The organism is Spirochaetia bacterium 38H-sp (genome assembly GCA_039023545.1).
Taxonomy (GTDB): domain Bacteria; phylum Spirochaetota; class Spirochaetia; order Winmispirales; family Winmispiraceae; genus Rarispira; species Rarispira pelagica.
In genome coordinates, this window is record JBCHKQ010000001.1 from 807,372 (window position 1) to 830,164 (window position 22,793).

The following is a 22,793-nucleotide window of genomic DNA, read 5'->3' on the forward strand; positions in this document are numbered from 1 at the left end:
GCGCGTTCTTTTTGTCTGTTATTAGTTGGGTGATGCGCTCCCTGCGTTCTGTATAAAATAAATTTTACAAGTATTTCTTTCTATTGTAAGATATTTATAGATTGACAATTGATGACTTCTGGTACAAAATAAAAACAAATCCAAAAAGGAACATGGCCATGGAGAGTAAAGTTATTCTTATTGTAGATGACGAAGAAATTAATCTCGAGTTTTTTGACATAATGCTTTCTAAACTTGGTTTTAGAGTGGAGAAGGCAAAAGACGGTCAGGAAGCTCTAGAAAAGATTAAAGAAACGATACCGGATCTTGTTCTTCTAGACAACATTATGCCCAAGCTCTCCGGATGGGAGGTTACACGGATTCTCAAGACAGACCCTGATTATGCGGCATATTCTAACATACCTATCGTAATGTTTTCTGCGATGGACGATGTGCGCGATAAGATAGAGGGATTTGAGCTTGGAGTTGAGGACTATATAACCAAGCCCTTTAATTTCTCCGAGGTTCTTTCAAGAATAAATTCTGTGCTAAAACATCAGGAAATGTCGGCACAGCTAATACAGAGGCAGAGACGTCTTGCGGTACTGGAGTCTCTCAATAAATCTTTTTCCTTTTTTGCAAGTCATATAAAAGAACCACTGGAAAAGATAGATTCAAAGATAGATAATATAAATATAGAAGATAAAAACGAGGTTAATGGCTTTCTTGCAGAGGTAAAGGAATTATCCAGGATGATGCTTGCCAGCCTTGAAGGACTGGAAGAAGAAATAGATGAGCTTTCCAGACAGGATAGCAATCTTAAGAATGCAGAGCTTACTTTGGATGAGCTTGAGGCCAAGTATCAGAAGCACTTCAAACTCTGGAAAGAGCGGGAGGCTGTTAAGGAGGAGAGATGATCTCCAAAGAAAAACAGAAGGTGCTTGATTATTTTGCAAAAGGCAGAAACTTCTATAAACTTATGGAGTTTGAAAAAGCCAAAGAAGAATTTGCAAAAGCACTTGCAATAGATCCTGAGGACGGACCTTCCAAGGTTTATTATGCCAGATGTCTTCATTATATAAAAAATCCACCCCCTGATGACTGGGATGGCGTCTTTGTTATGACTACAAAATAACGGGAGAACTTAATACATGCAGACTGTTCTTGCAAATGTGGGGATAGAGCATACGCCCCATAAAATAGGTAGAAACGTATCTGTAAAAGGAAAATTAAAGCTAGAAGAGCCCATATCCATAGAAGGCTTTTTTAAGGGGACTATAAAGAGCACCAGTATTGTGGCAATAGCTGAGTCGGCAGAGGTCACTGCGAATATAGAGGCAGATATCGTGATAGTTGCAGGAAAGCTTGAGGGGGATATACTGGCGGATAACCAGGTTTTTCTGCTTGATACTTGCAGGATGAAAGGTTCCATAAGGACATCAAGAATAAGCATAGCTGACAATGCTGTTTTTGAAGGGGAGTGCCAGATGTTAAGCTCGCCGGAAGAAGTGGATATTTTTTCCTACACAGTAGAGCAGCTGTCCAATAATCTCAAGCGTCTTTAAGATATGAAAGCAACGATAATAATAGTAGGGACCGAGTTAACCCGTGGAAGAATCTCAGATAGCCATGTTTCTTTTATTTCTTCTTCTCTCTTCTCCATTGGTATAGAAACGGAAAAAGCAGTCATAATACCAGATAAACCCGATGTCATAATACGGGAACTTTCTGAATCCTGCAAATCTGCGGATATAATTTTTATATCCGGAGGGCTGGGACCTACCTCTGATGACCATACAAGGGATGTCCTATCGGCTGTATCCGGGAAGAAACTTGTCTTCAGAACGGATTTGTGGGATACCCTGACAGAGAGATATCCTCACCTTGGTAGCAGTATGTCCAATAAAAAGCAGGCCATGCTGCCAGAGGGCTTTACTCCCATAGATAACACCAACGGCACGGCTCCTGGTATATATGGCAGGATAGGGAATGCTATAGTATTTGCACTTCCGGGCCCCCCCGGAGAGCTTATTCCAATGTACAATAATCATGTACTTCCTATGCTCAGAGGCCTCACTTCTGACAGAATATACCCCTCCCATGAAAAGATGTATACATGTTTTCTTATTCCTGAGTCCAGGTTGGAGGATGCTCTGCTGGACTTGGGAATCCCTGGTCTTAGTTGGGCTACCCAAGCCCAGACGGGAAGAGTATTGTTGATTCTCACAGCTTCCTCAAAAAAACCGGTGGAAGATGCCGTTGTTTATCTTAGAAAAAAATTCTTGTCCTATTTTATTTTGGAAGGAAATGTTAATATATACGAACTTTTACTCAATGAGTTAAAAAAACAGAGTCTGCTTATTGCTGCCGCGGAGTCCTGTACCGGAGGAGCTTTTTCTTATGGCCTTACTTCTGTCCCCGGTGCTTCTTCTGCCCTTTGGGGGGCTTTTGTGGTATACAGCAATGAAGCAAAGAGAAAAATCCTCGGAGTGAGTGAAGATATATTTTATTCTTACGGAGCGGTTTCTTCACAATGTGTTTCTGCTATGCTTAAAGGGCTTTTTTCCATAAGCACTGCTTCTGTTGGAATAGCTATATCCGGGATTGCAGGACCTTCTGGAGGAAGTGAGGAGAAGCCTGTAGGGACTGTTTATATTGCCGTAGGCAGAAGAGAATCAGAAGAGCTTGTGGTAAAACTTTCTCTCAGAGGCAGCAGAGAAAAAATAATGCATAGGGCAGCTCTTGTTGCGGCTGTACTTGCTTATACAATAATCAGGTATCCGGACCTTGACATGGGAGGGGTAAAAGAATATATTGAAAATAAATTGGTCTGATTTATTGCTATCCTGCTTTTGGAGATTATCTTTTGATAATTACTTTGCCTTTTTATAGTTATAATATATTAGAAAATTAACTGTAATGATAAAGCCAGTGTGCTTATATTGTCCAATTTGTATGTAGAATATCAATTATATGGAGTTTTTTGATGGCCATATTGCGCAAAAACAAAAAGAATTCTGCAGAGGATTCTAACACTCTGCCCTTGGAACTTGAAGAATCCAAGACCGGCCTCCAGGAAGAAGATAACATCTCGGAGAGTAAAACTATTATTCCTTCTAATTCTGATATCCAACATGAAACATCCGAGGACCAGGGCGATGCCAGCAATGAAACATCTAATGTCCATAGTGCTGAGACGACCGCAGCTTTGGAGAATGGAAAAAAAGAAGAAAAGACTGAGGATAATTCGGAAAAAGTTACAAAGAAAAGAAGCAGAAAAAAACAAGTTGTTGTTGTAAAAAACAATGGCAGCAAATCTGATAAAGAAAAACCCATAGCGGAGACCCTTTTATCCGATATATCGGAGACTGTAGGGGAAGAGGTTTCCGAGCCTTCCTCTGTGCAAGGGGAAGTTGATATAAACAGCCTTGCAGAGTGGATACACAAGCTTGCAAAACCTTACAGACCGTACAGGATGATTATGCCTACGGTTCCGGGAGGGATAACCATCAACGAGGTTGTTCTCCTGGACATGAAAGATTTGCGCAGGCTTGCAGAGCTTTTAGGTATAAAACATGATGAACTTGTTTCTTATAGAAAACAAGAGCTTGTCTATGAGATTCTCAAGAGCTATATGAAAAGTAACGGCTCAATATATGCTTATGGTTCTCTTGAGATTCTCCCAGATGGCTACGGATTTTTACGCTCTCCTCAAAACAATTATCTCAACGGAGCTGACGACATATATATGTCTCCTTCTCAAATAAGACTCTTTAACCTAAAAACAGGAGATACTGTATATGGTCAGATAAGACTACCCAACAAGGAAGGAGAGCGCTATTTTGCCATGCTGAGGGTAGAGAGTGTGAACTTTACAGACCCCTCTGTTGCCCAGCAGCGCATACCGTTTGAAAACCTTACCCCTGTTTATCCTGATTGTAGACTAGAACTGGAAACAAAAAATCCCAGCATATCTATGCGCATGATAAACCTCTTCTGTCCTATAGGTAAGGGACAGCGAGGCCTTATAGTTTCTCCTCCTAGGACAGGTAAGACAATACTCCTGCAGCAGATTGCCAATGCCATAACAGAAAATCATCCGGAAGTTTATCTGATTGTCCTGCTCATAGACGAGCGACCAGAAGAAGTTACGGACATGCAGCGCAATGTAGAGGCAGAAGTAGTTTCTTCTACCTTTGACGAGCAGGCAAAAAATCACGTACAGGTTGCGGAGATGGTGCTTGAGAAATCCAAGCGCCTTGTAGAACACGGCCATGACGTCGTTATCCTCCTAGACTCTATAACCAGACTTGCCAGAGCATATAACCAGACAGTTCCTACATCAGGAAAGATACTCTCCGGTGGTGTGGACTCCAACGCTCTTCACAGACCCAAGCGTTTTTTTGGTGCCGCCCGTAACATAGAAAACGGAGGGAGCCTTACCATTGTAGCCACAGCCCTTATAGACACAGGCAGCAGAATGGATGAGGTTATCTTTGAGGAATTCAAAGGCACAGGCAACATGGAAGTTCATCTTGACAGACGCCTCTCTGATAGACGTATCTTTCCTGCAATAAATATCAAAAAATCAGGCACAAGACGCGAGGACCTGTTGCTTACTCCAGAGGAGATGAGTAAAATGATTCTTCTCAGGAACGTCATAAGTCCGCTTGAAGACGTAGATACTACAGAATTCATTATTGACAAAATGGTAAAAACCAAGAATAATGAAGCATTCTTAAAATCCATGAATACACCACTTGCCACAACAGATGGCATGTAAGAAAGACGGAGTAATATTATGAAACAAGGCATTCATCCGGAATATCGACCTGTTGCATTTAGAGACACTTCTACGGGTACGGTGTTTATCGCTCATTCTACCATTAAAACAAAAGAAACAATCAAGCATGAGGGCAAGGAGTATCCACTCTATGAGTTGGAAATCTCCAGTGCTTCCCATCCCTTTTTTACGGGAACACAGAAGCTTGTTGACACTGCCGGTCGTATTGAGCGCTTTAGAAAAAAGTACAATATCAAAGAATAGCTCTTATTGTATCTTTTTTAGAAGGTCTGTCCCAGACAGACCTTTTTTTATTTTATACCGAACGCGTGATGACGCTTTGCATCATCACGCTGCCTTTGGCAAAAAAGTTTCCCAAATCCACAAGAGACTTACATAGAATATCTAATATATATGGAAGAAAGTTTATTTCTGATAACCTAGATACTCAAAAAGCCCTTTATCAGAATTTACCCACATCCCTGACTCAATCTCATTTTGCCACATGGATGCAATATACTCATCCACCTGTATACGAGAATCCCCCCAGTACCCGTTTCTGTAAGGATGCGCCCACATAGGCTGCTTATTCCAGTCTGCATTGATATAAACAACAGCCTTTATGATATCCCTGTTCCTTTTAATAAAATTGAGAAAAGGGACAAACCATTCTTGCCATATATCTTCCGATGATTTTTTTTCTATGACATCCCCCGGATTATAATGCCTTCCCTTATAATAAACAGGAACAATAGCAGAACGTGTTTTCCCTTCTATATCATAGCCCTGAGGAGTTGCTTCGCAAATCATCACAGGTTTAGCATGAGCCCTGGCAAAGTCAAGAATGGCTTCTCTTTGTCTCTCTGCAATATCAAGAGACACAAGCTCTGGAAAAGCCCTGCTGTTTACTGCAAACACGGAAAATCCGCACCAATCCACATAAGCATCTCCCGGATAATAAGCCTCAAGAAGCTTGTAATAAGAAGAATATCTCTCATAAGTTCCCCAAGGAGAAGCGGCAGCCTGCCAGACCATTGCAAAATTATCCGTTATCTTGGCAAGTCTGTTTCTAGTATATCTAAAAGCTTGTACATAAGATGCAGAATCATAAGCATTCCACGGCCCCTCAAACTCATATCCAAAACGCAAAAAAACAGGCCTGTCTGCTTCTTCTATAAAACGTCCAAGCTCATCCAGTTTTCTATCAAGCTTGCCGGAAACAATATCATCGAGAGCCCCTACCACATAGAGACCAATGACAAGAACGCTGTTTTGATATTTTGATAGAAGTTCCGATGCATTGAGTCTGCCTGCTCCGTAATTCTCGTCATTGTAAAGCCCTCTTAGAGCTGAACTCATAGTAAGAGAAGTATAGAACACCACACCAGCAGGTTCTGGAAACGACCCCTCATTAACATATCCTGCAATGCTGTCGTTATCCTGACCTATTATCAATAATATTCTATCATGACCGGGATGAAATTTTGAGGCTTCATAAGAAGAAAGCGATGAACAAGAAAAAATAACAGAAAAAATAAAAAAAAGCTGGAAAAATCTATCATGTCGTTTTAGCATATAAATAGCACCTCTCATTTTGAAGACATTGATAAAATATAATATAAAAAAGGAGTTTTAAAAAGCAGATAAAAAATATAAAAAAAACTTGCGCGTTTTTTGTTTGCATATTATAATGCACCTGTCTATACAAACAAACAACAGGTTGTGTATACAACCTGAAAATCCCTTAGAGGAGGTAAGGATGAAGCTTACTTTCAAAACAATTATTGCAGCACTTGCGATTCTTCTTATTGCAGGTGTTGTCTTTGCTCAGGGCGGCAAGGATAGTGGCGCAACTCTTACATCAAGTGGTGAGCCGCTTCAGGTCTGGTCATTTACAGATGAGCTCCAGAAGCCACTTGATCACTTTAAAGAGGCTTCCGGAGTGGAGTATGAGTACACAATCGTTCCTCACGAGCAGTACATGACTAAGCTCCGTCAGGTTCTTGCAGCTGGAACCAATGTTCCTGATGTGTTCACAGGTGAGGCTCAGTTTGTAAGAGAGCTTGTTGATGGCGGATTCTGGGACAATCTCTCTGATGCTCCTTATAATGCAGATCTTTCTGACATGTATAAGTATGCTGTCGACCTTGCTCGCGATGAGGACGGTAAGGCTCGCGGTCTTACATGGCAGACAACACCTGGTGCTGTATTCTACAGAAGAAGCCTTGCCAAGAAGTACCTCGGGACAGATGATCCTAACGAAGTAGCTAAGTACTTCAAGGATATGGATACATTCCTCAACACCGCTCGCATGGTTAAGGAGAAAAGCGGCGGCCAGGTTAAGATCATTCCTGGTATTGGCGAGCTCATGTGGATACCTTATGCTGCAAGAAAGCATGCTTTCATAGAGAATGGCAAGTTTATTCTTGACGATGTGTATCTTTCTTACTTTGACCTTGTTAAGACTCTCAGAGATGAAGAACTTACTGCAGAAGCAGGCCAGTGGTCCCCCGCATGGTTTGACGGCATGAAGAAGGACAGCAACATAATGTCTTACTTTGGCTGCACATGGTTCCTCCATTATGTTCTTAAGCCCAATGCTCCTGATTCCAAAGGCGATTGGGGTATGACATCTCCTCCCTCCTTCTACTTCTGGGGTGGTACTTGGCTTGGTATTTATACAAAGAGTAATAATAAGGCTCCTGCATGGGAGTTTATCAAGCACTTTACTCTAGATCCAGAAACCATGACATGGTGGGCAAAAGAGACAGGTGACTTTATCAGCAACAAAACAGTTGTAATGAAGATAAAGGATACTTTCTCTGATCCTTATCTCGCAGGGCAGAACCACTATGAGTACTTTGCAAAGCTCGCTGACAAGGTTGACGGCTCTCTTGTAACTGGTAAGGACCAGGAGATTCTCAACTTCATAGGTCAGGCTGTTGGTGACTACATTGATGGTAACCTCACCAAGGAAGAGGCTATCAAGTCTATCAAGGATAACGTTAAGAATGCTTATCCTGACCTTATAGTAGAATAAGTTTTATGGCGGCTGCTGCTTTCTGCGGCAGTCGCTCTTTTATTATCCCGGGAGGAAGATGTGAGAGAGAGAAGAACGGAGAGGATGGGGTATCTGTTTATATTACCCTTTTTTCTTTTTCTGGTGTTGTTTAGTTTCTATCCGCTTATAAATACGCTTGTTTTGAGTTTTCACAGGTATGACGGCCTTTTGACCTTCAAGCCTGTGGGAATTAAACACTATGCAGGGCTGATTACGGATTCCAAATTTTGGACAGCCTTTATAAGTACTTGGCAGATATGGCTTCCCAATATATTGATGCAGCTGGCACTTGCATTTCTTGTTTCTGTTTTGTTTACGGAGGTTAGACTCAAGGTTAAGGGCGTGGGGTTTTTTAGAGCAGTGTTCTTTTTCCCCAACCTTGTTACAGCGGCATCTATTGCTCTTTTGGTAAATGTTATGCTTGACTGGAAACACGGTGCGTTAAACCAGATGCTCTTTGGCGATAATATAGAAGCATATATAAACTGGTGGAAGGAGCCTGCAAGAGCACAGTTTATAGTCTCTATTATACAAACTTGGCTGTGGTTTGGATATACTGCGATTATTCTCACGACAGGTATACAGGGTATACCTCGTACATATTACGAGGCAGCCTATGTGGATGGAGCAAGTTCATGGCAGATCTTCTGGAAAATAACAATGCCCCTGCTTGCTCCCATAGTTACATACGTTGTTATAACAAGTCTTATAGGGGGAATGCAGATTTTTGATATTCCGTATATATTGCGTGCAGGGTTAAGCGGTGCAACGGGTACTGCTCTTACAACTATGGTTGTTTATCTGTATGATATGGGATTTAGGTTCCATAGAATGGGATATGCGGCTGCAGTTTCTTATATGTTGTTTTTCCTCATCGTTGCATTATCGCTTATATACTTTTTCCTTACACGTGAGAGAAAAAGCGGGGAGAATAAAAAATGACAGTAGATATGGCAATAGATAATAATAAACGCTCTTATATAATTCAGAGAGTCGTAGTATATACCGTTCTTATTGTGTTGGCTATTCTATGTGCAATACCATTTTATCTTATGTTTATTAACTCAACACGTGCCAGTGCGGATATCAACCATGGATTGAGTTTTATACCGGGAACTTATCTCTTAAAGAATTTTAAGAAACTTGTGGAGCTTGGTTCCGGACAGGTTAATGTTTTTAGAGGTTTGCTTAACAGTGCTTTTATAGCCAGTACCAGTACGGTTCTTGGTTTATATGTGGCATCTCTTGCTGCATATGGCTTTGCTTTTTATAACTTTAAAGGTAAGAATGCATTGTTTGCTATAATCCTTGCCGTGCTTATGGTTCCTGTTCAGCTTGGTCTTATAGGATATTTCCAGCTTGCTCAGGTGTATAAGTTGCTTGATACGTATTGGGCACTTATCTTGCCGGCTGGAGCTAATGTGTTCTCGGTATTTTTTCTAAGGCAGTATGCCGGTTCTGTTATAGACTATGAGATGATACAGGCGGCAAGAATAGAGGGTGCGGGCGAGGTTAGGATATTCCATACAATAGGGTTACCTCTTTTAAAATCCGGTATAGCTACAATGGCTATCTTTGCCTTTGTTGGAAACTGGAACAACTATCTTGGGCCTCTTGTTCTTCTTTTCTCAACAGAGAAGTTCCCTATTCCTGTTATAATAGGTCAGCTAAATACAAGCACTTATAAAACAGATTTTGGTGTCCTGTATCTTGCAATTGCTCTCTCTCTTACACCCATTTTAATAATCTTTGTTATTTTTCAGAGATTTATCATAGAGGGTATAAGCCTTGGTGCACTCAAGGAGTAGAGCAGATGCGGAAGATAAAGAATCCTGTTCTCAGAGGATTTCACCCTGATCCGTCCATTGTACGGGTCGGGGATGATTTTTATATAGCTACTTCTACTTTTGAGTGGTTTCCTGGGGTGTGTATTTATCACAGCCGTGATCTTGTAAACTGGAACCTTGTAGCAAGGCCTCTGGATAGTGTAAAAAAGCTCCCACTCGCTGGTATACGTGCATCAGGTGGTGTCTGGGCTCCCTGTCTTAGTCACGATGGCAAAAAATTTTATCTGATATATTCTATAGTAAGAACATGGGCTGGTAGAGGACGTTCTGTAGAAGATCCTAAGGATGTTGATAACTTCCTCATCACTTCTAAGAAAATAGATGGTAAATGGTCTAATCCGGTTTATCTCAATTCCAGTGGTTTTGATCCTTCTCTTTTTCATGATGATGATGGTAGAAAATGGCTTGTAAATATGGAATGGGATGACAGACCTGGCAGGAACCATTTTTCTGGTATTCTTCTGCAGGAATATGATCCTCGCAAAAAAATGCTTGTAGGAAATATCAAGAAGATTTATACGGGAACTGATATCGGACTAACGGAGGGTCCCCATATTTACAAGAGAAATGGTTGGTACTATTTGCTTGTTGCGGAGGGTGGTACTTCTTATGCTCATGCTGTTACTCTTGCACGTTCTCGCAATCTGGAAGGGCCCTATGAGACACATCCTGCTAATCCTATTCTTACAAGTGTTTCTGACAGGGAGGCTTTTAACAGGGCAATAGAAAAAGGGGAAGATTTTCTTTCTTATGTTGTTCCTGGCCTACAGAAGGCAGGTCATGCAAGTATAGCTCCTCTCACCAATAACAAATGGATAATGGCACATCTTTGTGGTAGACCTCTCAAAGATACTCCGTATTGTCCGCTAGGAAGGGAGACTGCCTTACAGCTTTGTGAGTGGAGAGATGATGATTGGCTTTATGTTCTTGATGACAATCACCCTAGGCAAGAGATTGTTCTGGACCTCCCACCTGTGGATAAGAAAGAAGATAGAGAATTCTTTGATAGCTTTGAGAATAGTACTTTGGATAAGGTCTATCAGTTTCCACGCATTCCTCTTGATAAATATGTTTCTCTCAAGGATAGGCCAGGTTTTTTGCGTCTTTATGGTCGAGAGTCAATTGTTTCCGAGTTTGAACAAGTTCTTGTTGCAAGGCGCGTACAGGCTTTTTCCTGGATGGCTGAGACGTGTATAGAGTTTGAGCCGGAAAATCATCAACAAAGAGCAGGTCTCGTAGTAAAATATGATGAGGCAAATCAGTATTATCTAAGAATAACAAGGGAGGATGACGGTAATATTGTTTTGGCTGTTGTAGCTTATGATCATGGTGCTTCGTCTGTTCTCCCTTCTTCCGAGATAGTGCTTTCTTCTTCCAGGGTATATCTTAGAGCTGAGATGAACTATAAGGATATATATTTCAGCTATTCGGAAGACGGATTAAAATGGCAAAGAATAGAGCATTCGTTTGAGTCATGGAAGTTGTCAGACGATTATGTGGAGCCTATGGGATTTACAGGTATGTTTGTAGGTATGGCCTGTCAGGACCTTACAGGCAGGAAAAGATATGCTGATTTTGAATATTTCTTGTACAGAGAATTGGAATAAGCGATATTCTCTTGTTATATTAATGAGCGGGAGAACCAATGGAATCATTATCTGTGCCTAAATATGTACAGATAAAGAATAATCTCATTAAAATTATAGAAGAGGATGGTCTTAAGGAGGGGGATATCCTCCCCTCTGAGACTTTTCTTGCCACAAGCTATGGGGTTAGTAGAGTCACTGTGAGACAGGCTATAGATCTTCTCGTAAGAGAAGGGCTTGTATATAAGATTCAGGGAAAGGGTACCTTCTATAGGGGAAAGCCTAAGAAGTCAAAAGATGCCAGAACCCATCTGATAGGTGTTATTTCTCCCATAACAAGATGGTACATATATCCGCATATCCTTGATGGTATAGAACAGAAGGTTCAGGAGTATAAGTATGGGGTTATGATTGGCAATTCCCGTGGAGATGTGGATAAGGAGTATGCCATTATACAGGATATGATAAGGAAGGGTGTGGAAGGGATTCTTCTGGAGCCTGCTGCAAGTTCTTTTTTTATGACCAGACAGGCGAGGACTCTTCTCCCTTCTCTTAAGATTCCTGTTGTTCTTATTGATTCTTTTTACGAAGAGGCAAGATCTTATCTCTCTATGATAAGTCCAGATGATGTGGAAGGTGGAAAACGTGCTGCAGACTATCTTGTAAAGATGGGACATAAAAAAATAGGGATTCTATATAAGCGTGATGTAATGGCAGGTCGTTTGCGTTATCTTGCATTTAAACAGAGACTTGAGGAACTAGGCTGTCCTCTTGATCCTTCCTGTGTATGGACTTTTTCCAGCGATGAGGGTGTCAACGATGTCGAACCTACAAAGAGGCTTGTTAGAAAGTTCCTTATGATGGATAGCCGGGTACGGCCCACGGCGATGTTCTTTTTTAACGATGAGACAGCTTTGCATGGTTTTCAGATGATAAGAGCAGCGGGCCTTTCTGTTCCCGATGATGTTTCTATTCTTAGTTATGATGATTCTGAGTTTGCAAGATTCTGTGAGGTCCCTCTCACTTCTATTTCTCATCCAAAAGAGGAGCTAGGTCGTCGTGCTGTGGAGGTTCTTGTAGGTATAATAGAAGGGGACATTATGCCTCCCCAGCAGATTCTTTTTGCTCCACATATAGTGGAGAGACATTCTGTTATTTGTCGTTCTTGATTTATTATTTAGCTATATTGCTTTTATATCTTGCTAGAAACAGTTAATTCTTCTTTTGTCTGTTTGTTTAATACAGTTAAATTAAAAAGTTATATCTGTATAGTGCAAAAAGATAGGAGAATTCCAAAGTCCCATCAAAATGATTGTATCCTTGTACCATCTGATAACAATGGTCAGAAATTTAAACCAGTCGAGCACAAAGATATGCCCGACTGGCCTGTTTTAAAGCTGCAATTATCAGCAAATTATGCGTTATAGGCTCCTGATGTGGTATTGCCCCCTTCTCCTGTCCAGTTAGTGTGAAAAAACTGCCCACGGGGTTTGTCTGTTCTCTCATATGTATGAGCTCCAAAGTAGTCGCGTTGTGCTTGGATGAGATTTGCCGGCAGCCTGTTGCTTTTGTAAGAGTCCAAGAAGGAAAGTGCGGATGAAAGTGCGGGTACAGGGATTGCGTGTTGGACTGCAGTTGCTATTACCTCTCTCCATTGGTCTTGTTTTTTTGTTATAAGGTTTGCAAAGTAGGGTGCAAGAAGCATGTTGGGTATGTCAGGACTTTCTTTGTACGCTTCTATGATTGAATCTAAGAAAGAACTTCGTATTATGCATCCCGCACGCCAGAGGGTCGCAATATTTGCAAAGTCCAGCTGCCAGTCGTATGCTTTTGCAGCTTCTCTAAGAAGCATGAACCCTTGTGCGTATGATGTTGCTTTTGCAGCTATTAGTGCTGCTTCCAATGAGTCCAAAAGATGTTGTTTGTCTCCCCTGTAGATTTGTCTATTTGTGCTGAGCTTTGTTGATGCCAATTCTCTTTCTTCTTTAAAAGAAGATATTGCTCTGGCAAATACTGCTTCTACAATCAGACTTACAGGGACGCCTTTATCCAAGGCTTCTATACCTGTCCACTTACCTGTTCCCTTTTGCCCTGCTGCGTCCAATATTTTCTCTACAAGCGGATTCCCATCCGTGTCTTTGTGTCTCAAAATGTCAGCTGTTATTTCTATGAGATACGAGTTCAATATGCCTTTGTTCCATTTCTCAAAAGTATCTGCCATTTCCTCATAAGACAGAGCTAGGATATCTTTCATGATATGATAGGTTTCTGCTATGAGCTGCATGTCGCCGTATTCTATGCCATTGTGTACCATCTTTACGTAGTGGCCTGCGCCGTCATTTCCTACCCAGTTGCAGCACGCTGTTCCGTCAGGAGTTTTTGCTGCTATTTTTGTAAGGATATTTTTTACTTGAGGCCACGCCTGTGGGTTTCCTCCTGGCATAAGAGAAGGGCCTTTTCTTGCTCCTTCTTCTCCTCCTGAAACTCCCATGCCTATAAAAAGTATGGATTTTTTCTCCAGCTCTTTAGTCCTTCTTATTGTATCTTTAAAATATGAGTTTCCTCCGTCTATTATGATATCTCCTTCTTCCAAATGAGGTAAAAGTTTTTCTATAAATATGTCTACTACTTCCCCTGCCTTTACCATGAGGATTATCTTTCTTGGTTTTTCAAGTGAAGCTACAAAGTCTTCTATACTGTATGTTGCCAAAAGATTTTCTCTTTTATTGGCTGGACCTGATATAAATTCTCGTGTTTTGCTATCTGAGCGGTTGTATACGCTTATGGAATATCCTTTGTCATTTATATTGAGAGCAAGATTCTGTCCCATTACTGCTAGGCCTATCAGACCAACATCTGATTTTTGCATTTTTTCCTCCCGTTGATATATGGATTAATAAGATAGAGTATAATCAGATAGCCAGGATAAGCAAAGCCCTTGCATATTTGTTTTTTTCTATAATAGTGGATTGATTGTTGGATGTAGTATGCTAGTTCTTTGTTTTTCTTATATTAAGTAAACTTTTTTATTTTTATATAAAAATAACTTTTTGTTTTATTTCTTTTTTAAATCAAATAATATTTGTGTTTATATAATATAAAAAATAACTTGCGTATTAAGCAAACCAATGTTAATATATTTTAACGATAAAATTATCAGGGAGGAGTTTATGAAAAAGACGATTTTTGTTTTATTGCTTCTTGTTTTCTTTGTTTCGTGTTCCGGTAAAGGTCCGGAGAAGACTGTTCTAAGTTTTACAAGCTGGAGAACTGAGGATATAGAGAGGATGGAAAGAATTCTTTCTGTGTTTAATTCTAAACACAGTGATCTAGAAGTCAAATTTACTCCTATCAAGGATACCGAGTATGATGCTCAGCTTAGGACCTCTCTGGCATCTGGAGTGGGGGCTGATATTATATTTTTGCGCTCTTTTACTAGTGTTGATATGTATAAGAGTGGATATCTGCTTGACCTAAATGATGTCATCCCCGGAATAGAAAACTTCCCAACTGCTGCAAAATCGGCATGGTCATGGGAGAAGTATGTTTATGGTATTCCTTTTGTGGGTGTTACACATGGTGTTTACTATAATAAGGATATTTTTACAAAGTATGGTTTAAATCCTCCGCAAACATGGAATGAGTTTATAAATATTGCAAAAAAACTTAAGGAAAGTGGAGAGCTGGTTTTTGCTCAGGGCACTGTGGATGCCTGGACATTGTATGAGGTTGTATTTAGCGGTTTGGGGCTAATTTCTATGGTGGAGAAGAATCCAGGCAAAAGCTTATAAAAGGAGAAATGCGCTTTACAGACGAAGCTTTTATCAGAGCACTAAAGAAAATATACGAATTGAAAGAGTTTTTTCCTGAGGGGTATCAAGGTATAGATTATGTTGCAATGCAGCAAATGTTTGGAGCAGGTCAGGCAGCTATGTTTATTGGTGGTTCCTGGGAGATTGGTATTTTTACGGATAAGGGTGTTAATTTTGATTGGTTTGCTCCTCCTCTTCCTTCTTCTGATTCTAAACTCCAGTATTGTTTCCATGTTGATGCCGGTATAGGGGGTAATAAGAATTCCAAAAATCTTGAGGCTGCTAAAACATTTATAAGATGGGCTGCTACACCAGAGTTTGCTCAGCTCTTTATGAATGAGCTCCCGGGTTTCTTTGCGTATACCCCGTCAGATGAGCCTTACAAGCTTACCAATTCTGTGGCAAACAAGATGATGGCTGCTGCAAGAGGTTCTGTACCTACTATAAGAACTGTATGGGAGCGTCTTTCCGATGATTATTCTGCAAATGATCTTGTAGGAGAAGCTCTTGTCAGAATGTACAACGGAGAGCTTACTCCAGAGGAAACTGCCAAATATATCCAGGATAAGCTCGATGTTTGGTATCCTCAGATTTTTACAAAATAAATATCATCTCGCGGCATGCATGCTCTGCATGCCGCTTTTTTTAGGAGACTGTGATGCAAAAAAAATGGGTTATACCCTGTTTCCTCTTTCCGGCTTTAATGGTTTATTCTGTTTTTTTTATATTACCTATTATAGGGTCCGTTAGGCTGGCTTTTTTTGATTTTAATGGACTTGAGCCTGTTACGTTTGTAGGCTTTGATAACTTTGTTGCTTTATTTACACGTTCTCCTTATAGCGAACATTTTTGGAATGCCTTTGGAAATAATATTGTTTTTTTCCTTATTGTGACTGTTTTTCAGAATTTTTTTGGTTTTGTTATTGCTGTAATGGTTACGAGAAAGAAATGGGGTGCGAATTTCTTCAGAACCATAAGCTTTTTGCCTACAACAATATCTGTAATAGTCGTGGGATTTTTGTTTAAACTCATGCTCAATCCTCAATGGGGGCTTGTGAATATGATTCTGGAGAGGATCGGACTTATTTCTCAAGGCTTTCCATGGCTGGGTAAGCCGGGTATTGCTCTGTTTATGGTTGCTTTTGCTGTAAGCTGGCAATGGATGGGCGAGTCTGTTATTTTTTATTCCGCAGGGATAGATGGTATCAATCCGGAGCTTTTTGAAGCTGCAAGAATAGATGGGGCGTCATTATGGCATGAAATCAGATATATTCTTTTGCCTGCTGTTGTACCGGTTATTGCTATTGTTACAATTTTGATTTTTGTAGGAGATTTTACTCAGTTTGATATTGTTTATGCCATGACCGGCTCCAAGGGGAATCCTTCCTATTCTACTGATATCTTTGGTTCTCTCTTTTATAGGGTCGCTTTTCAGGTGCCTGCACGTGGAGGTTGGGGGTTTGGTATGGGTGCGGCTGTGTCCACTACTATTTCTTTGATAATCAGTATAGGTGTTTTTCTATGGGTGCTTTTATTTAATAGGGCCGGTAAAAAAAAGCAGGGAGGTGTGGCATGAGGGCGCTTAATGTGTTGCCTTCTCTTGGGAGATTTGTAAATAAAAAAAGAGTTGTTGTTTCTTTCTTTTATTATTCTGCATTGGTTGTATATGCTTTTTTTGTTCTGATACCTATATTGTATATGCTTTTTTCTTCTTTTAAGCCGGAGTCTGAGATTTTTTCCAAGTCCTTCGGTTTACCGAAAAACTGGACTCTTGGTAATTATGAGAGGCTTTTCTCTCGTTCTCATTATGGTTTGTATTTTTTTAATAGTATTCTTTCTGCTTTGGTTTCTCTTTTTCTTATAGCTGTTTTTTCTTCTACTGCTGCCTATGTGCTTGCTAAATATAAGTTTAAATTATCCGGATATGTTTATGCATATTTTTTGATAGGGCTTATATTTCCTTTGCAGCTTGGAACCATTGTTTTGTTAAAGATGATGCTGAGCATAGGGGCTTATGACAGTCTTATTGCTCTGATTCTTGTAAATGTAGCAAGAGGGATACCTCTGGGTATATTTATACTAACTGATTTTATAAGAATGATTCCTGAAGAGCTTAGTAATGCAGCAAGAATAGACGGAGCCAGCGAGAGTGGTATTTTTGTGAGAATTATCTTGCCACTTATACGTCCGGCTCTCGCTTCTGTTTTGCTGGTCAATCTCATTCCTGTCTGGAATGATTTCTGGTTTCCTCTTGTGTTTATAAAGTCCGATTTTATAAAGACTATTCCTCTTGCCACTGCTTTGCTTTTTGGACAGTTTGAGACTAATTATGGTTTTGTTGTAACTGTTCTTGCTGTTGCTTCTCTTCCAGTTATGGTTTTTTATCTGATTGCTTCTAAGAGTTTTGTTAAGAGTATTACGGGAGGGGCTTTAAAAGGATGACAGATAATACACTCCCTTCTTCCTGTGTTCAGCTGGTATGTTTTCCGGATGTAGACTTCTCACTTATAGAGAAAAAACTGGGTCTTGCATTTGAAAATGGTATTGATACTCTTATTGCTTGGCTACCTTATGACTTTTTTGTTTATGGAGAAAGATTAAGAAACATTTGTAACAAGTTGGGTATGATGCTGTACTGGTGGTTTCCTGTTTTGTCCGATAATCCTGTGCATGATACTTCTTCTGGTATTGTTCCGGCTCATGTTTCTTTTTATGAGTCAAGGGGTGATTTTTATTCCAATGAGGAGTTTGTTTTTATATGTCCCAATGATAGCAAAAATATGGCTGCTCTTTTTTCTTATTATGAACGTGTTCTTGAGAGTGGTTTTTTTGACGGGGTTTTTCTGGACAGGATAAGGTTTCCTTCCCCTGCCAATGGGTTTGATATGCTTTTTTCCTGTTTTTGCTCCTATTGTATGAGAAAATATCCTTTTCTTGAGAATTATAAGGAACTGGAGCATCCTGTTATTTCTTTTTTATCTTCTGGGAACAGGGATTATTATGATTTTTTGCTAGTCAATGGCTATGGAGATTGGCTCAAATATAGGTTTTCTTCTATTTATGATGTTGTCTCTACGTTGTCTTTAAAAGCAAAAGAGAGAAATCTTACAGTTGCTCTTGATCTTTTTTCTCCTTCTCTTTCTCTTTTTGTAGGTCAGGATTATAGAAAACTATCTTTTTGTGCGGATTGGATAAAGCCTATGGTCTATATTTCCACACGAGGGCCTGCCACTCTGCCATATGAGCTTGAGTTTTTGATGTGTTCTTCATCTGCAGCTGGTTGCGATAATTCTTTTGTTCTTTCTGATTTGCAAAGACTTTGCGGTATCCTAGCTGTTTATTCAGGCTGTAAAATTTCTGTTCCTTTTTCTGTTTTTACTTCCGAGCTTGTTATGGCTTCTGCTCTGTCTTCTTGTCCTGTATATGCCGGTGTTGAGCTTGTAAGGGTAGATAATCCCAATTTTTCTGTTGACAGGAATCTGGTTGGGGTTTATGCCGATGCCCTCTTGAGTATGGATATGCCTTTTGTTGCAAGTTGGGATTTATTGTCTATTCCAGATGAGTATTTTTTTCTTATGTCAAGAGAAAAAAATAAAGGGTTGCAACTGTAGCTGTTTTGTTTATGCCGGAGGCAGCACGGATCGCTGTTGCGTGCCGTGCGTTCGGTATAAAAAATGCCGGGCATTGCCCGGCTTTGTTTTACATTCCTGTTTGTTCTTTTTCTGTTATTTTTGTTAGTATTGTATCTGCTTTTGTTCCGTAGTCTTCCGGCGAAAGCTCTTTTGCGGTATTAAGGTATTCTTTTGCTTTGTCGTAGTCCTGTGAGGCGTATGCATTGACTCCAAGTGCATAGCTTGTTATGGCTTTGTCCGCGCCTTTTTCCAGTGCTGTTGAGTAGTAATATTCTGCGAGCGAGTAGTCGGACTGTGCATAGGCTGCAAGTCCTAGGTAGTAGTAAGGCGCAAAGTGGTCTGGGTTTAGCTTGGAGGCTTTTACAAAGGTTTCCTGGGCTTCCTTGAGTTTTCCTTCTTTGTAGAGGCTTATTCCGTCTTCCAAGAGGTTTCGGAATGATTTTTTGTTCTTGATATAAGATTTAAAATCCGTTTCCATTTGTTCTGATTTTAGCCAGGCAAAAACTCGCTTTTTGAGTATTGTCTGGTTTTCCTGATATGTTGCATCTGGAGAGAGCACCTTAAATGTATCCCAGAGCGCGCGGTTGTAGTCCTTGTTCCATTCATAGGTGAGGAAGGATACAAATCCCCAGGCCTCCGGATAGTATGTTTCTAGTTTTTGGCTTGCCTCGTCCATCTCCATATCCAGGAGCTCTGAGAGTGGTATAAGCGAATACGTGCTGTTTCCTTCAACAATGTTTTTGAGACTTTCTAGCCACATAAGGTTTTCTTTATAATTTATAGTGCCGTCTTGGGGGCTGTACTCGCTGGCTTCAAAGAACACTGCCATGCCTTCCTGTAGCCAGAGTGGTGGATTGCTGATAAATGCTCTCAGGAACTGGATTGTACCCTGATGCATAAGCTGTCTGTAGAACTCTTCTGTATCTTCTTTCTGATAAGCAACCAATTCTCTTTTGGACGGTGTGGAGTAATGCAGGTAGATGAAACTGTCTCTGGTTGTTCCTGTAAGGCGTTTTATATATGTGTCATAGTCGTCCTGAGAAGTAAAAATACGCACATTGAGGGTTTCTGTCAGGGACTCTGTATCAAATCGGAATGTTTTGTTTGCAAGACTAAAAAGAGCTTCCATAAATGTTGCAATCTTGTTTGCAAAATCTTCGGATATATCTGTTTTTACATAATAATGCGTGCTTGTTGCAGTATACAGTTTGGCAACAGCTTTATTACTTTCTTCCTGTGTATCAGCTGTCTGTGTGTCTGTGCTTGTTGTAGGACTTGTCTCTCCTGTCTGTATCTCTTTGCTTGTTGTAGGAGTATCGGCCTGTGTATCTGGACTTACCTCCTGAGAAAATGCTGATAGAGTCAGCATTAGAGTAATAAGCAGAGCTATATATTTTTTCATGGCATTACTCCTTCTCTATAAATAGTACGGTGCAGACGGTAGGCTGTCAAATCTTTTTCTTTTTATCAGCCTTTTTCCCCCTTATCTTATCGACAATTATGTGCAATTCCTCCACTACTATACCGGTAAATCTTTCTAATTTTTCTACGATATATTGCTGCAATTCGTGCATTGTGGATGCAAGCTCCTTTCCAAAGGGGACGCTCAAAAACAAAGTAATTCTGTATGCTCCTTTTTCTTCCACGATATTGGCTCTGGACAGTTCCAGATCCTCATCGTACTCCGCGAGGCAATGCAGAATCATCTCTGTAATAGCGCTCTCCGATATGGTCACAGTTCCCTTATCCGCAAACTCCGGCCTTACTACACTCTTTTCTATCATCTTTTCCCTTTTAAAAAAGGCAAAACCCTTCTTAAAAAACAATTTTACAGAGTCAGACAGAATCTGCGGATAAGTTCTCTTAATCTCAAGTGCAGGAACAGGTATTACATGCTTGCCATGGGTTTTTCTGTAATGCATCGCAGTCTCTATTTCCTCCTGGGATGCAACATCCTCTATCATTATAAACTTGCTTATTGCAGGAAGCTCCAACCTTCTTGCAATCTTTTCTGCCATCTTTTTTGACGTAGCCAGAATCAAAATCTTGTTAAACTTTTCTGCTCTCAGCGCCTCGACTGCCTGCTTCTTATGAGACTCCTTCTGAAACAGCGCAGTCTTGACAGCTCCTAGATAAGTATTCTCCTTCTTGGCAGACTCACCTGCAATGATATTCTTGCCTTTTATGATAAGCCCGTCATCTACTATGATAGGAATACCGTACTTCTCGGCGACCAGTTTTGCCCTAAAACTCTTTCCTGTCCCGCTTTTACCTATAAGCGCAAAAACCTTAACACCCTTAAACAGCCACTTGATATTGGTAAAAAAAAGCTTCATGTAACTGATTGTATTTTACTTGTCATTTATAGGCAAGCATATAAAACAAAATAGATCGAACGCGCCGTGACGCCTTGCGTCACAGCGCTGCCTCCGGCGGAAGAAAAGTGAATATCTGCGTGCTTTGCCTACTATCTGCCGAAGGCAGGAGACCCTGCGGCATTCTCTGACTGTCTTTCCGGATATGTCGCAGGGACGACGTTCGGTTTTATTAAATTACGAATATTTTAAAGTACTTGTAAAATTATTGAGAGATAGAAGACAAAAAATCGTAAAAAGCCTTTTCCCAGTCCGGTAAAAACTTGTCCAAAATACTGCGGGACTCCGTATGAGGCTGTGCTGTAATTCCCTCTGCAGGTAAGAAAGAGCTGTCTTCCTGAGGTTTTAAAAAAAACGCATGTAAAAACGGTTTAATCTCAAGCCGGCTTCCGTATCTTTTGTCGCCAGCAAGTACGTGTGAGTGCAATGCAGCCTGTACGCGTATCTGATGGGTGAGCCCTGTCTCTATCCTGCATACAACAAGGGACAAATCCTTGCCATTTACAATTGGAGTGACATGGGTTATGGCCTTTTTTCCAGTCTCTTTTTTTCTCACACCCTTAAAGTCCTTCTCCAGATTATCCGTCCATGTTTCTACTTTCTTGGCACAACCCTCCATAAGAGCAAGATAGTACTTGAGAAAGCGTCTTTCTCTCATCATCCGGGTAAACCATCTTGCACCGTCTATGGATGAAGAGAAGACCACGATGCCAGAACTTATCTTGTCTAGCCTGTGAAGAGGAGAAGGAGAAAAGGCAAGAGAATCAGAGAGCTTACCAGATAGATAAGATCTGACACTATCTGTGAGTGAACCTTTCCCATGTGTTGGTATGCCTGGGTGCTTGTTTATTGCAAGAAGATGCCTGTTTTCCATAAGAATATCATCAGGTTTTATTACATATTGTGTTCTGAGGTTTTCTGTTTTTTTCTTTATAGTATCCTTTAGATTCCTTTTGATGCTTATAACATTGCCTGTATGCACCCTTGTATTCTGGGGAACCTTTTTCCCGTCAAGTCGTATATGACCTTTTCTGATAGCAGAATACACAAGAGAAAGAGAGGCATCTTTTAACAGTGTTCTGAGAAGCCTGTCTAGCCTTTTGCCCTCATCATCCTCTCCCGCTGTAAATTCCATAAAAATATCTTTATCCATAGCTTTCCGATGCAGCCCTTTAGCCCATTATATCCTTGACAAATTATGAATCACAGAAGAAACTATCCTCAAACAATAAAAAAAGGTCAATGATGAAAGAAAAGATTTCCGCACTGTTTGTAAGCCCTGTATTTCTTTCTGCTTTTTTCAGCTGGTTTGGTGCCCAGCTGTTAAAAGTTATAATAGATACCTTAAAACGGCGTGCCAGAAAAAAGGAAGATGTAGTCTCCACGCTGTTATGGAAGACAGGAGGAATGCCATCCAGCCATTCCTCACTTGTAACAGCCCTTACAACATCAATAGGTTTTGTAGAAGGTATAACATCTCCACTTTTTATAATGAGCTTTTTCTATGCCGCAATAATAATACGGGATGCCATGGGGGTAAGAAAAGCCGCAGGGCTGCAGGCACAGAAGATAAACGAGATGGGTGAATATCTAAAAAAGAATCATAATATGGACTTCTCTCCTGTAAAGGTTGTACATGGCCATAAAGTAGAAGAAGTAATAGTGGGAATGGTTCTAGGCTTTTTTATTGCTCTTGCCTTCTGTCTGTTATAGTTTTT

General features: G+C 40.4%; 22 protein-coding genes. 17 read left to right on the top strand and 5 right to left on the bottom strand.

The genetic code is table 11. From position 1 onward, the window contains the following. The first annotated feature begins 158 nt into the window (after positions 1–158). From WKV44_03495 to WKV44_03520, 6 genes are all read left to right on the top strand, one after another. Entirely contained in the window at positions 159–896 is a 738-nt protein-coding gene (locus tag WKV44_03495; protein MEM5947602.1) for a response regulator, read from the top strand. Beyond that, positions 893–1,114 carry a hypothetical protein gene (locus WKV44_03500; protein ID MEM5947603.1) on the top strand — a complete coding sequence of 74 codons (222 nt, stop codon included), beginning with the start codon at positions 893–895 and terminating at the stop codon, positions 1,112–1,114. Before WKV44_03495 ends, WKV44_03500 begins: the two co-directional genes overlap by 4 nt. A gap of 16 nt (positions 1,115–1,130) precedes the next feature. Next, a complete protein-coding gene (locus WKV44_03505; GenBank protein ID MEM5947604.1) occupies positions 1,131–1,544 on the top strand; it encodes a polymer-forming cytoskeletal protein in 414 nt (137 codons plus the stop codon). 3 nt (positions 1,545–1,547) lie between these two features. Continuing rightward, positions 1,548–2,813, top strand: a complete 1,266-nt coding sequence (locus WKV44_03510) for a nicotinamide-nucleotide amidohydrolase family protein (GenBank protein ID MEM5947605.1) — start codon at positions 1,548–1,550, stop codon at positions 2,811–2,813. Positions 2,814–2,965: 152 nt separating this feature from the next. Then, on the top strand, positions 2,966–4,762 hold the full coding sequence (gene rho / locus WKV44_03515) for a transcription termination factor Rho (protein MEM5947606.1): 1,797 nt from the start codon (positions 2,966–2,968) through the stop codon (positions 4,760–4,762). A gap of 18 nt (positions 4,763–4,780) precedes the next feature. Further along, complete coding sequence (locus WKV44_03520; GenBank protein ID MEM5947607.1) at positions 4,781–5,026, top strand: type B 50S ribosomal protein L31; 246 nt, start codon at positions 4,781–4,783, stop codon at positions 5,024–5,026. A 162-nt stretch (positions 5,027–5,188) separates the two neighbouring features. On the opposite strand, the gene WKV44_03525 is transcribed toward WKV44_03520, so the two are convergent. Next, a complete protein-coding gene (locus WKV44_03525; protein ID MEM5947608.1) occupies positions 5,189–6,337 on the bottom strand; it encodes a glycosyl hydrolase in 1,149 nt (382 codons plus the stop codon). Positions 6,338–6,521: 184 nt separating this feature from the next. On the opposite strand from WKV44_03525, the gene WKV44_03530 reads away from it, so the two are divergent. The 5 genes from WKV44_03530 to WKV44_03550 are packed head-to-tail and all read left to right on the top strand — an operon-like array spanning position 6,522 to position 12,425. Continuing rightward, positions 6,522–7,802: an extracellular solute-binding protein gene (locus WKV44_03530; GenBank protein MEM5947609.1), complete on the top strand. Its 1,281-nt coding sequence runs from the start codon at positions 6,522–6,524 to the stop codon at positions 7,800–7,802. Between the two features lie 60 nt (positions 7,803–7,862). Next, on the top strand, positions 7,863–8,765 hold the full coding sequence (locus tag WKV44_03535) for a sugar ABC transporter permease (protein ID MEM5947610.1): 903 nt from the start codon (positions 7,863–7,865) through the stop codon (positions 8,763–8,765). Continuing rightward, positions 8,762–9,631 (top strand): carbohydrate ABC transporter permease, encoded by an 870-nt coding sequence (locus tag WKV44_03540; protein ID MEM5947611.1) that lies wholly within the window; start codon positions 8,762–8,764, stop codon positions 9,629–9,631. The genes WKV44_03535 and WKV44_03540 overlap by 4 nt, the downstream gene beginning before the upstream one ends. Before the next feature lie 5 nt (positions 9,632–9,636). Beyond that, a complete protein-coding gene (locus tag WKV44_03545; GenBank protein ID MEM5947612.1) occupies positions 9,637–11,277 on the top strand; it encodes a glycoside hydrolase family 43 protein in 1,641 nt (546 codons plus the stop codon). A gap of 38 nt (positions 11,278–11,315) precedes the next feature. After that, a complete protein-coding gene (locus WKV44_03550; GenBank protein ID MEM5947613.1) occupies positions 11,316–12,425 on the top strand; it encodes a GntR family transcriptional regulator in 1,110 nt (369 codons plus the stop codon). A 245-nt stretch (positions 12,426–12,670) separates the two neighbouring features. Here the strand turns inward: WKV44_03550 and gnd are convergent, their stop codons facing one another. Beyond that, positions 12,671–14,125, bottom strand: coding sequence for a decarboxylating NADP(+)-dependent phosphogluconate dehydrogenase (gene gnd, locus WKV44_03555; GenBank protein MEM5947614.1), 1,455 nt, complete (start codon positions 14,123–14,125; stop codon positions 12,671–12,673). Between the two features lie 301 nt (positions 14,126–14,426). Between gnd and WKV44_03560 the strand changes: the two genes are divergently transcribed. From WKV44_03560 to WKV44_03580, 5 genes are read left to right on the top strand one after another with little or no spacing between them, the layout of a single operon-like run. Continuing rightward, positions 14,427–15,047, top strand: coding sequence for an extracellular solute-binding protein (locus WKV44_03560; protein ID MEM5947615.1), 621 nt, complete (start codon positions 14,427–14,429; stop codon positions 15,045–15,047). Between the two features lie 8 nt (positions 15,048–15,055). Further along, positions 15,056–15,673, top strand: coding sequence for an extracellular solute-binding protein (locus WKV44_03565; GenBank protein ID MEM5947616.1), 618 nt, complete (start codon positions 15,056–15,058; stop codon positions 15,671–15,673). Positions 15,674–15,726: 53 nt separating this feature from the next. Further along, positions 15,727–16,644 carry a sugar ABC transporter permease gene (locus WKV44_03570; protein ID MEM5947617.1) on the top strand — a complete coding sequence of 306 codons (918 nt, stop codon included), beginning with the start codon at positions 15,727–15,729 and terminating at the stop codon, positions 16,642–16,644. Next, entirely contained in the window at positions 16,641–17,510 is an 870-nt protein-coding gene (locus tag WKV44_03575) for a carbohydrate ABC transporter permease (protein ID MEM5947618.1), read from the top strand. The genes WKV44_03570 and WKV44_03575 overlap by 4 nt, the downstream gene beginning before the upstream one ends. After that, positions 17,507–18,679 (top strand): hypothetical protein, encoded by a 1,173-nt coding sequence (locus WKV44_03580; protein MEM5947619.1) that lies wholly within the window; start codon positions 17,507–17,509, stop codon positions 18,677–18,679. The genes WKV44_03575 and WKV44_03580 overlap by 4 nt, the downstream gene beginning before the upstream one ends. Before the next feature lie 88 nt (positions 18,680–18,767). On the opposite strand, the gene WKV44_03585 is transcribed toward WKV44_03580, so the two are convergent. From WKV44_03585 to WKV44_03595, 3 genes are all read right to left on the bottom strand, one after another. After that, entirely contained in the window at positions 18,768–20,102 is a 1,335-nt protein-coding gene (locus tag WKV44_03585) for a tetratricopeptide repeat protein (GenBank protein MEM5947620.1), read from the bottom strand. A 46-nt stretch (positions 20,103–20,148) separates the two neighbouring features. Then, on the bottom strand, positions 20,149–21,036 hold the full coding sequence (locus tag WKV44_03590; protein ID MEM5947621.1) for a hypothetical protein: 888 nt from the start codon (positions 21,034–21,036) through the stop codon (positions 20,149–20,151). A 244-nt stretch (positions 21,037–21,280) separates the two neighbouring features. Then, positions 21,281–22,228: an RluA family pseudouridine synthase gene (locus tag WKV44_03595; protein MEM5947622.1), complete on the bottom strand. Its 948-nt coding sequence runs from the start codon at positions 22,226–22,228 to the stop codon at positions 21,281–21,283. 89 nt (positions 22,229–22,317) lie between these two features. Here WKV44_03595 and WKV44_03600 point away from each other — a divergent pair, with 89 nt between their 5' ends. Then, complete coding sequence (locus tag WKV44_03600; protein MEM5947623.1) at positions 22,318–22,788, top strand: divergent PAP2 family protein; 471 nt, start codon at positions 22,318–22,320, stop codon at positions 22,786–22,788. Positions 22,789–22,793 lie beyond the last annotated feature (5 nt).

Coding starts and splice junctions, on each gene's coding strand:
- WKV44_03495 (MEM5947602.1), top strand. CDS start 159: ATGGAGAGTAAAGTTATTCTTATTGTAGATGACGAAGAAATTAATCTC.
- WKV44_03500 (MEM5947603.1), top strand. CDS start 893: ATGATCTCCAAAGAAAAACAGAAGGTGCTTGATTATTTTGCAAAAGGC.
- WKV44_03505 (MEM5947604.1), top strand. CDS start 1,131: ATGCAGACTGTTCTTGCAAATGTGGGGATAGAGCATACGCCCCATAAA.
- WKV44_03510 (MEM5947605.1), top strand. CDS start 1,548: ATGAAAGCAACGATAATAATAGTAGGGACCGAGTTAACCCGTGGAAGA.
- rho (MEM5947606.1), top strand. CDS start 2,966: ATGGCCATATTGCGCAAAAACAAAAAGAATTCTGCAGAGGATTCTAAC.
- WKV44_03520 (MEM5947607.1), top strand. CDS start 4,781: ATGAAACAAGGCATTCATCCGGAATATCGACCTGTTGCATTTAGAGAC.
- WKV44_03525 (MEM5947608.1), bottom strand. CDS start 6,337: ATGCTAAAACGACATGATAGATTTTTCCAGCTTTTTTTTATTTTTTCT.
- WKV44_03530 (MEM5947609.1), top strand. CDS start 6,522: ATGAAGCTTACTTTCAAAACAATTATTGCAGCACTTGCGATTCTTCTT.
- WKV44_03540 (MEM5947611.1), top strand. CDS start 8,762: ATGACAGTAGATATGGCAATAGATAATAATAAACGCTCTTATATAATT.
- WKV44_03545 (MEM5947612.1), top strand. CDS start 9,637: ATGCGGAAGATAAAGAATCCTGTTCTCAGAGGATTTCACCCTGATCCG.
- WKV44_03550 (MEM5947613.1), top strand. CDS start 11,316: ATGGAATCATTATCTGTGCCTAAATATGTACAGATAAAGAATAATCTC.
- gnd (MEM5947614.1), bottom strand. CDS start 14,125: ATGCAAAAATCAGATGTTGGTCTGATAGGCCTAGCAGTAATGGGACAG.
- WKV44_03560 (MEM5947615.1), top strand. CDS start 14,427: ATGAAAAAGACGATTTTTGTTTTATTGCTTCTTGTTTTCTTTGTTTCG.
- WKV44_03565 (MEM5947616.1), top strand. CDS start 15,056: ATGCGCTTTACAGACGAAGCTTTTATCAGAGCACTAAAGAAAATATAC.
- WKV44_03570 (MEM5947617.1), top strand. CDS start 15,727: ATGCAAAAAAAATGGGTTATACCCTGTTTCCTCTTTCCGGCTTTAATG.
- WKV44_03575 (MEM5947618.1), top strand. CDS start 16,641: ATGAGGGCGCTTAATGTGTTGCCTTCTCTTGGGAGATTTGTAAATAAA.
- WKV44_03580 (MEM5947619.1), top strand. CDS start 17,507: ATGACAGATAATACACTCCCTTCTTCCTGTGTTCAGCTGGTATGTTTT.
- WKV44_03585 (MEM5947620.1), bottom strand. CDS start 20,102: ATGAAAAAATATATAGCTCTGCTTATTACTCTAATGCTGACTCTATCA.
- WKV44_03590 (MEM5947621.1), bottom strand. CDS start 21,036: ATGAAGCTTTTTTTTACCAATATCAAGTGGCTGTTTAAGGGTGTTAAG.
- WKV44_03595 (MEM5947622.1), bottom strand. CDS start 22,228: ATGGATAAAGATATTTTTATGGAATTTACAGCGGGAGAGGATGATGAG.
- WKV44_03600 (MEM5947623.1), top strand. CDS start 22,318: ATGATGAAAGAAAAGATTTCCGCACTGTTTGTAAGCCCTGTATTTCTT.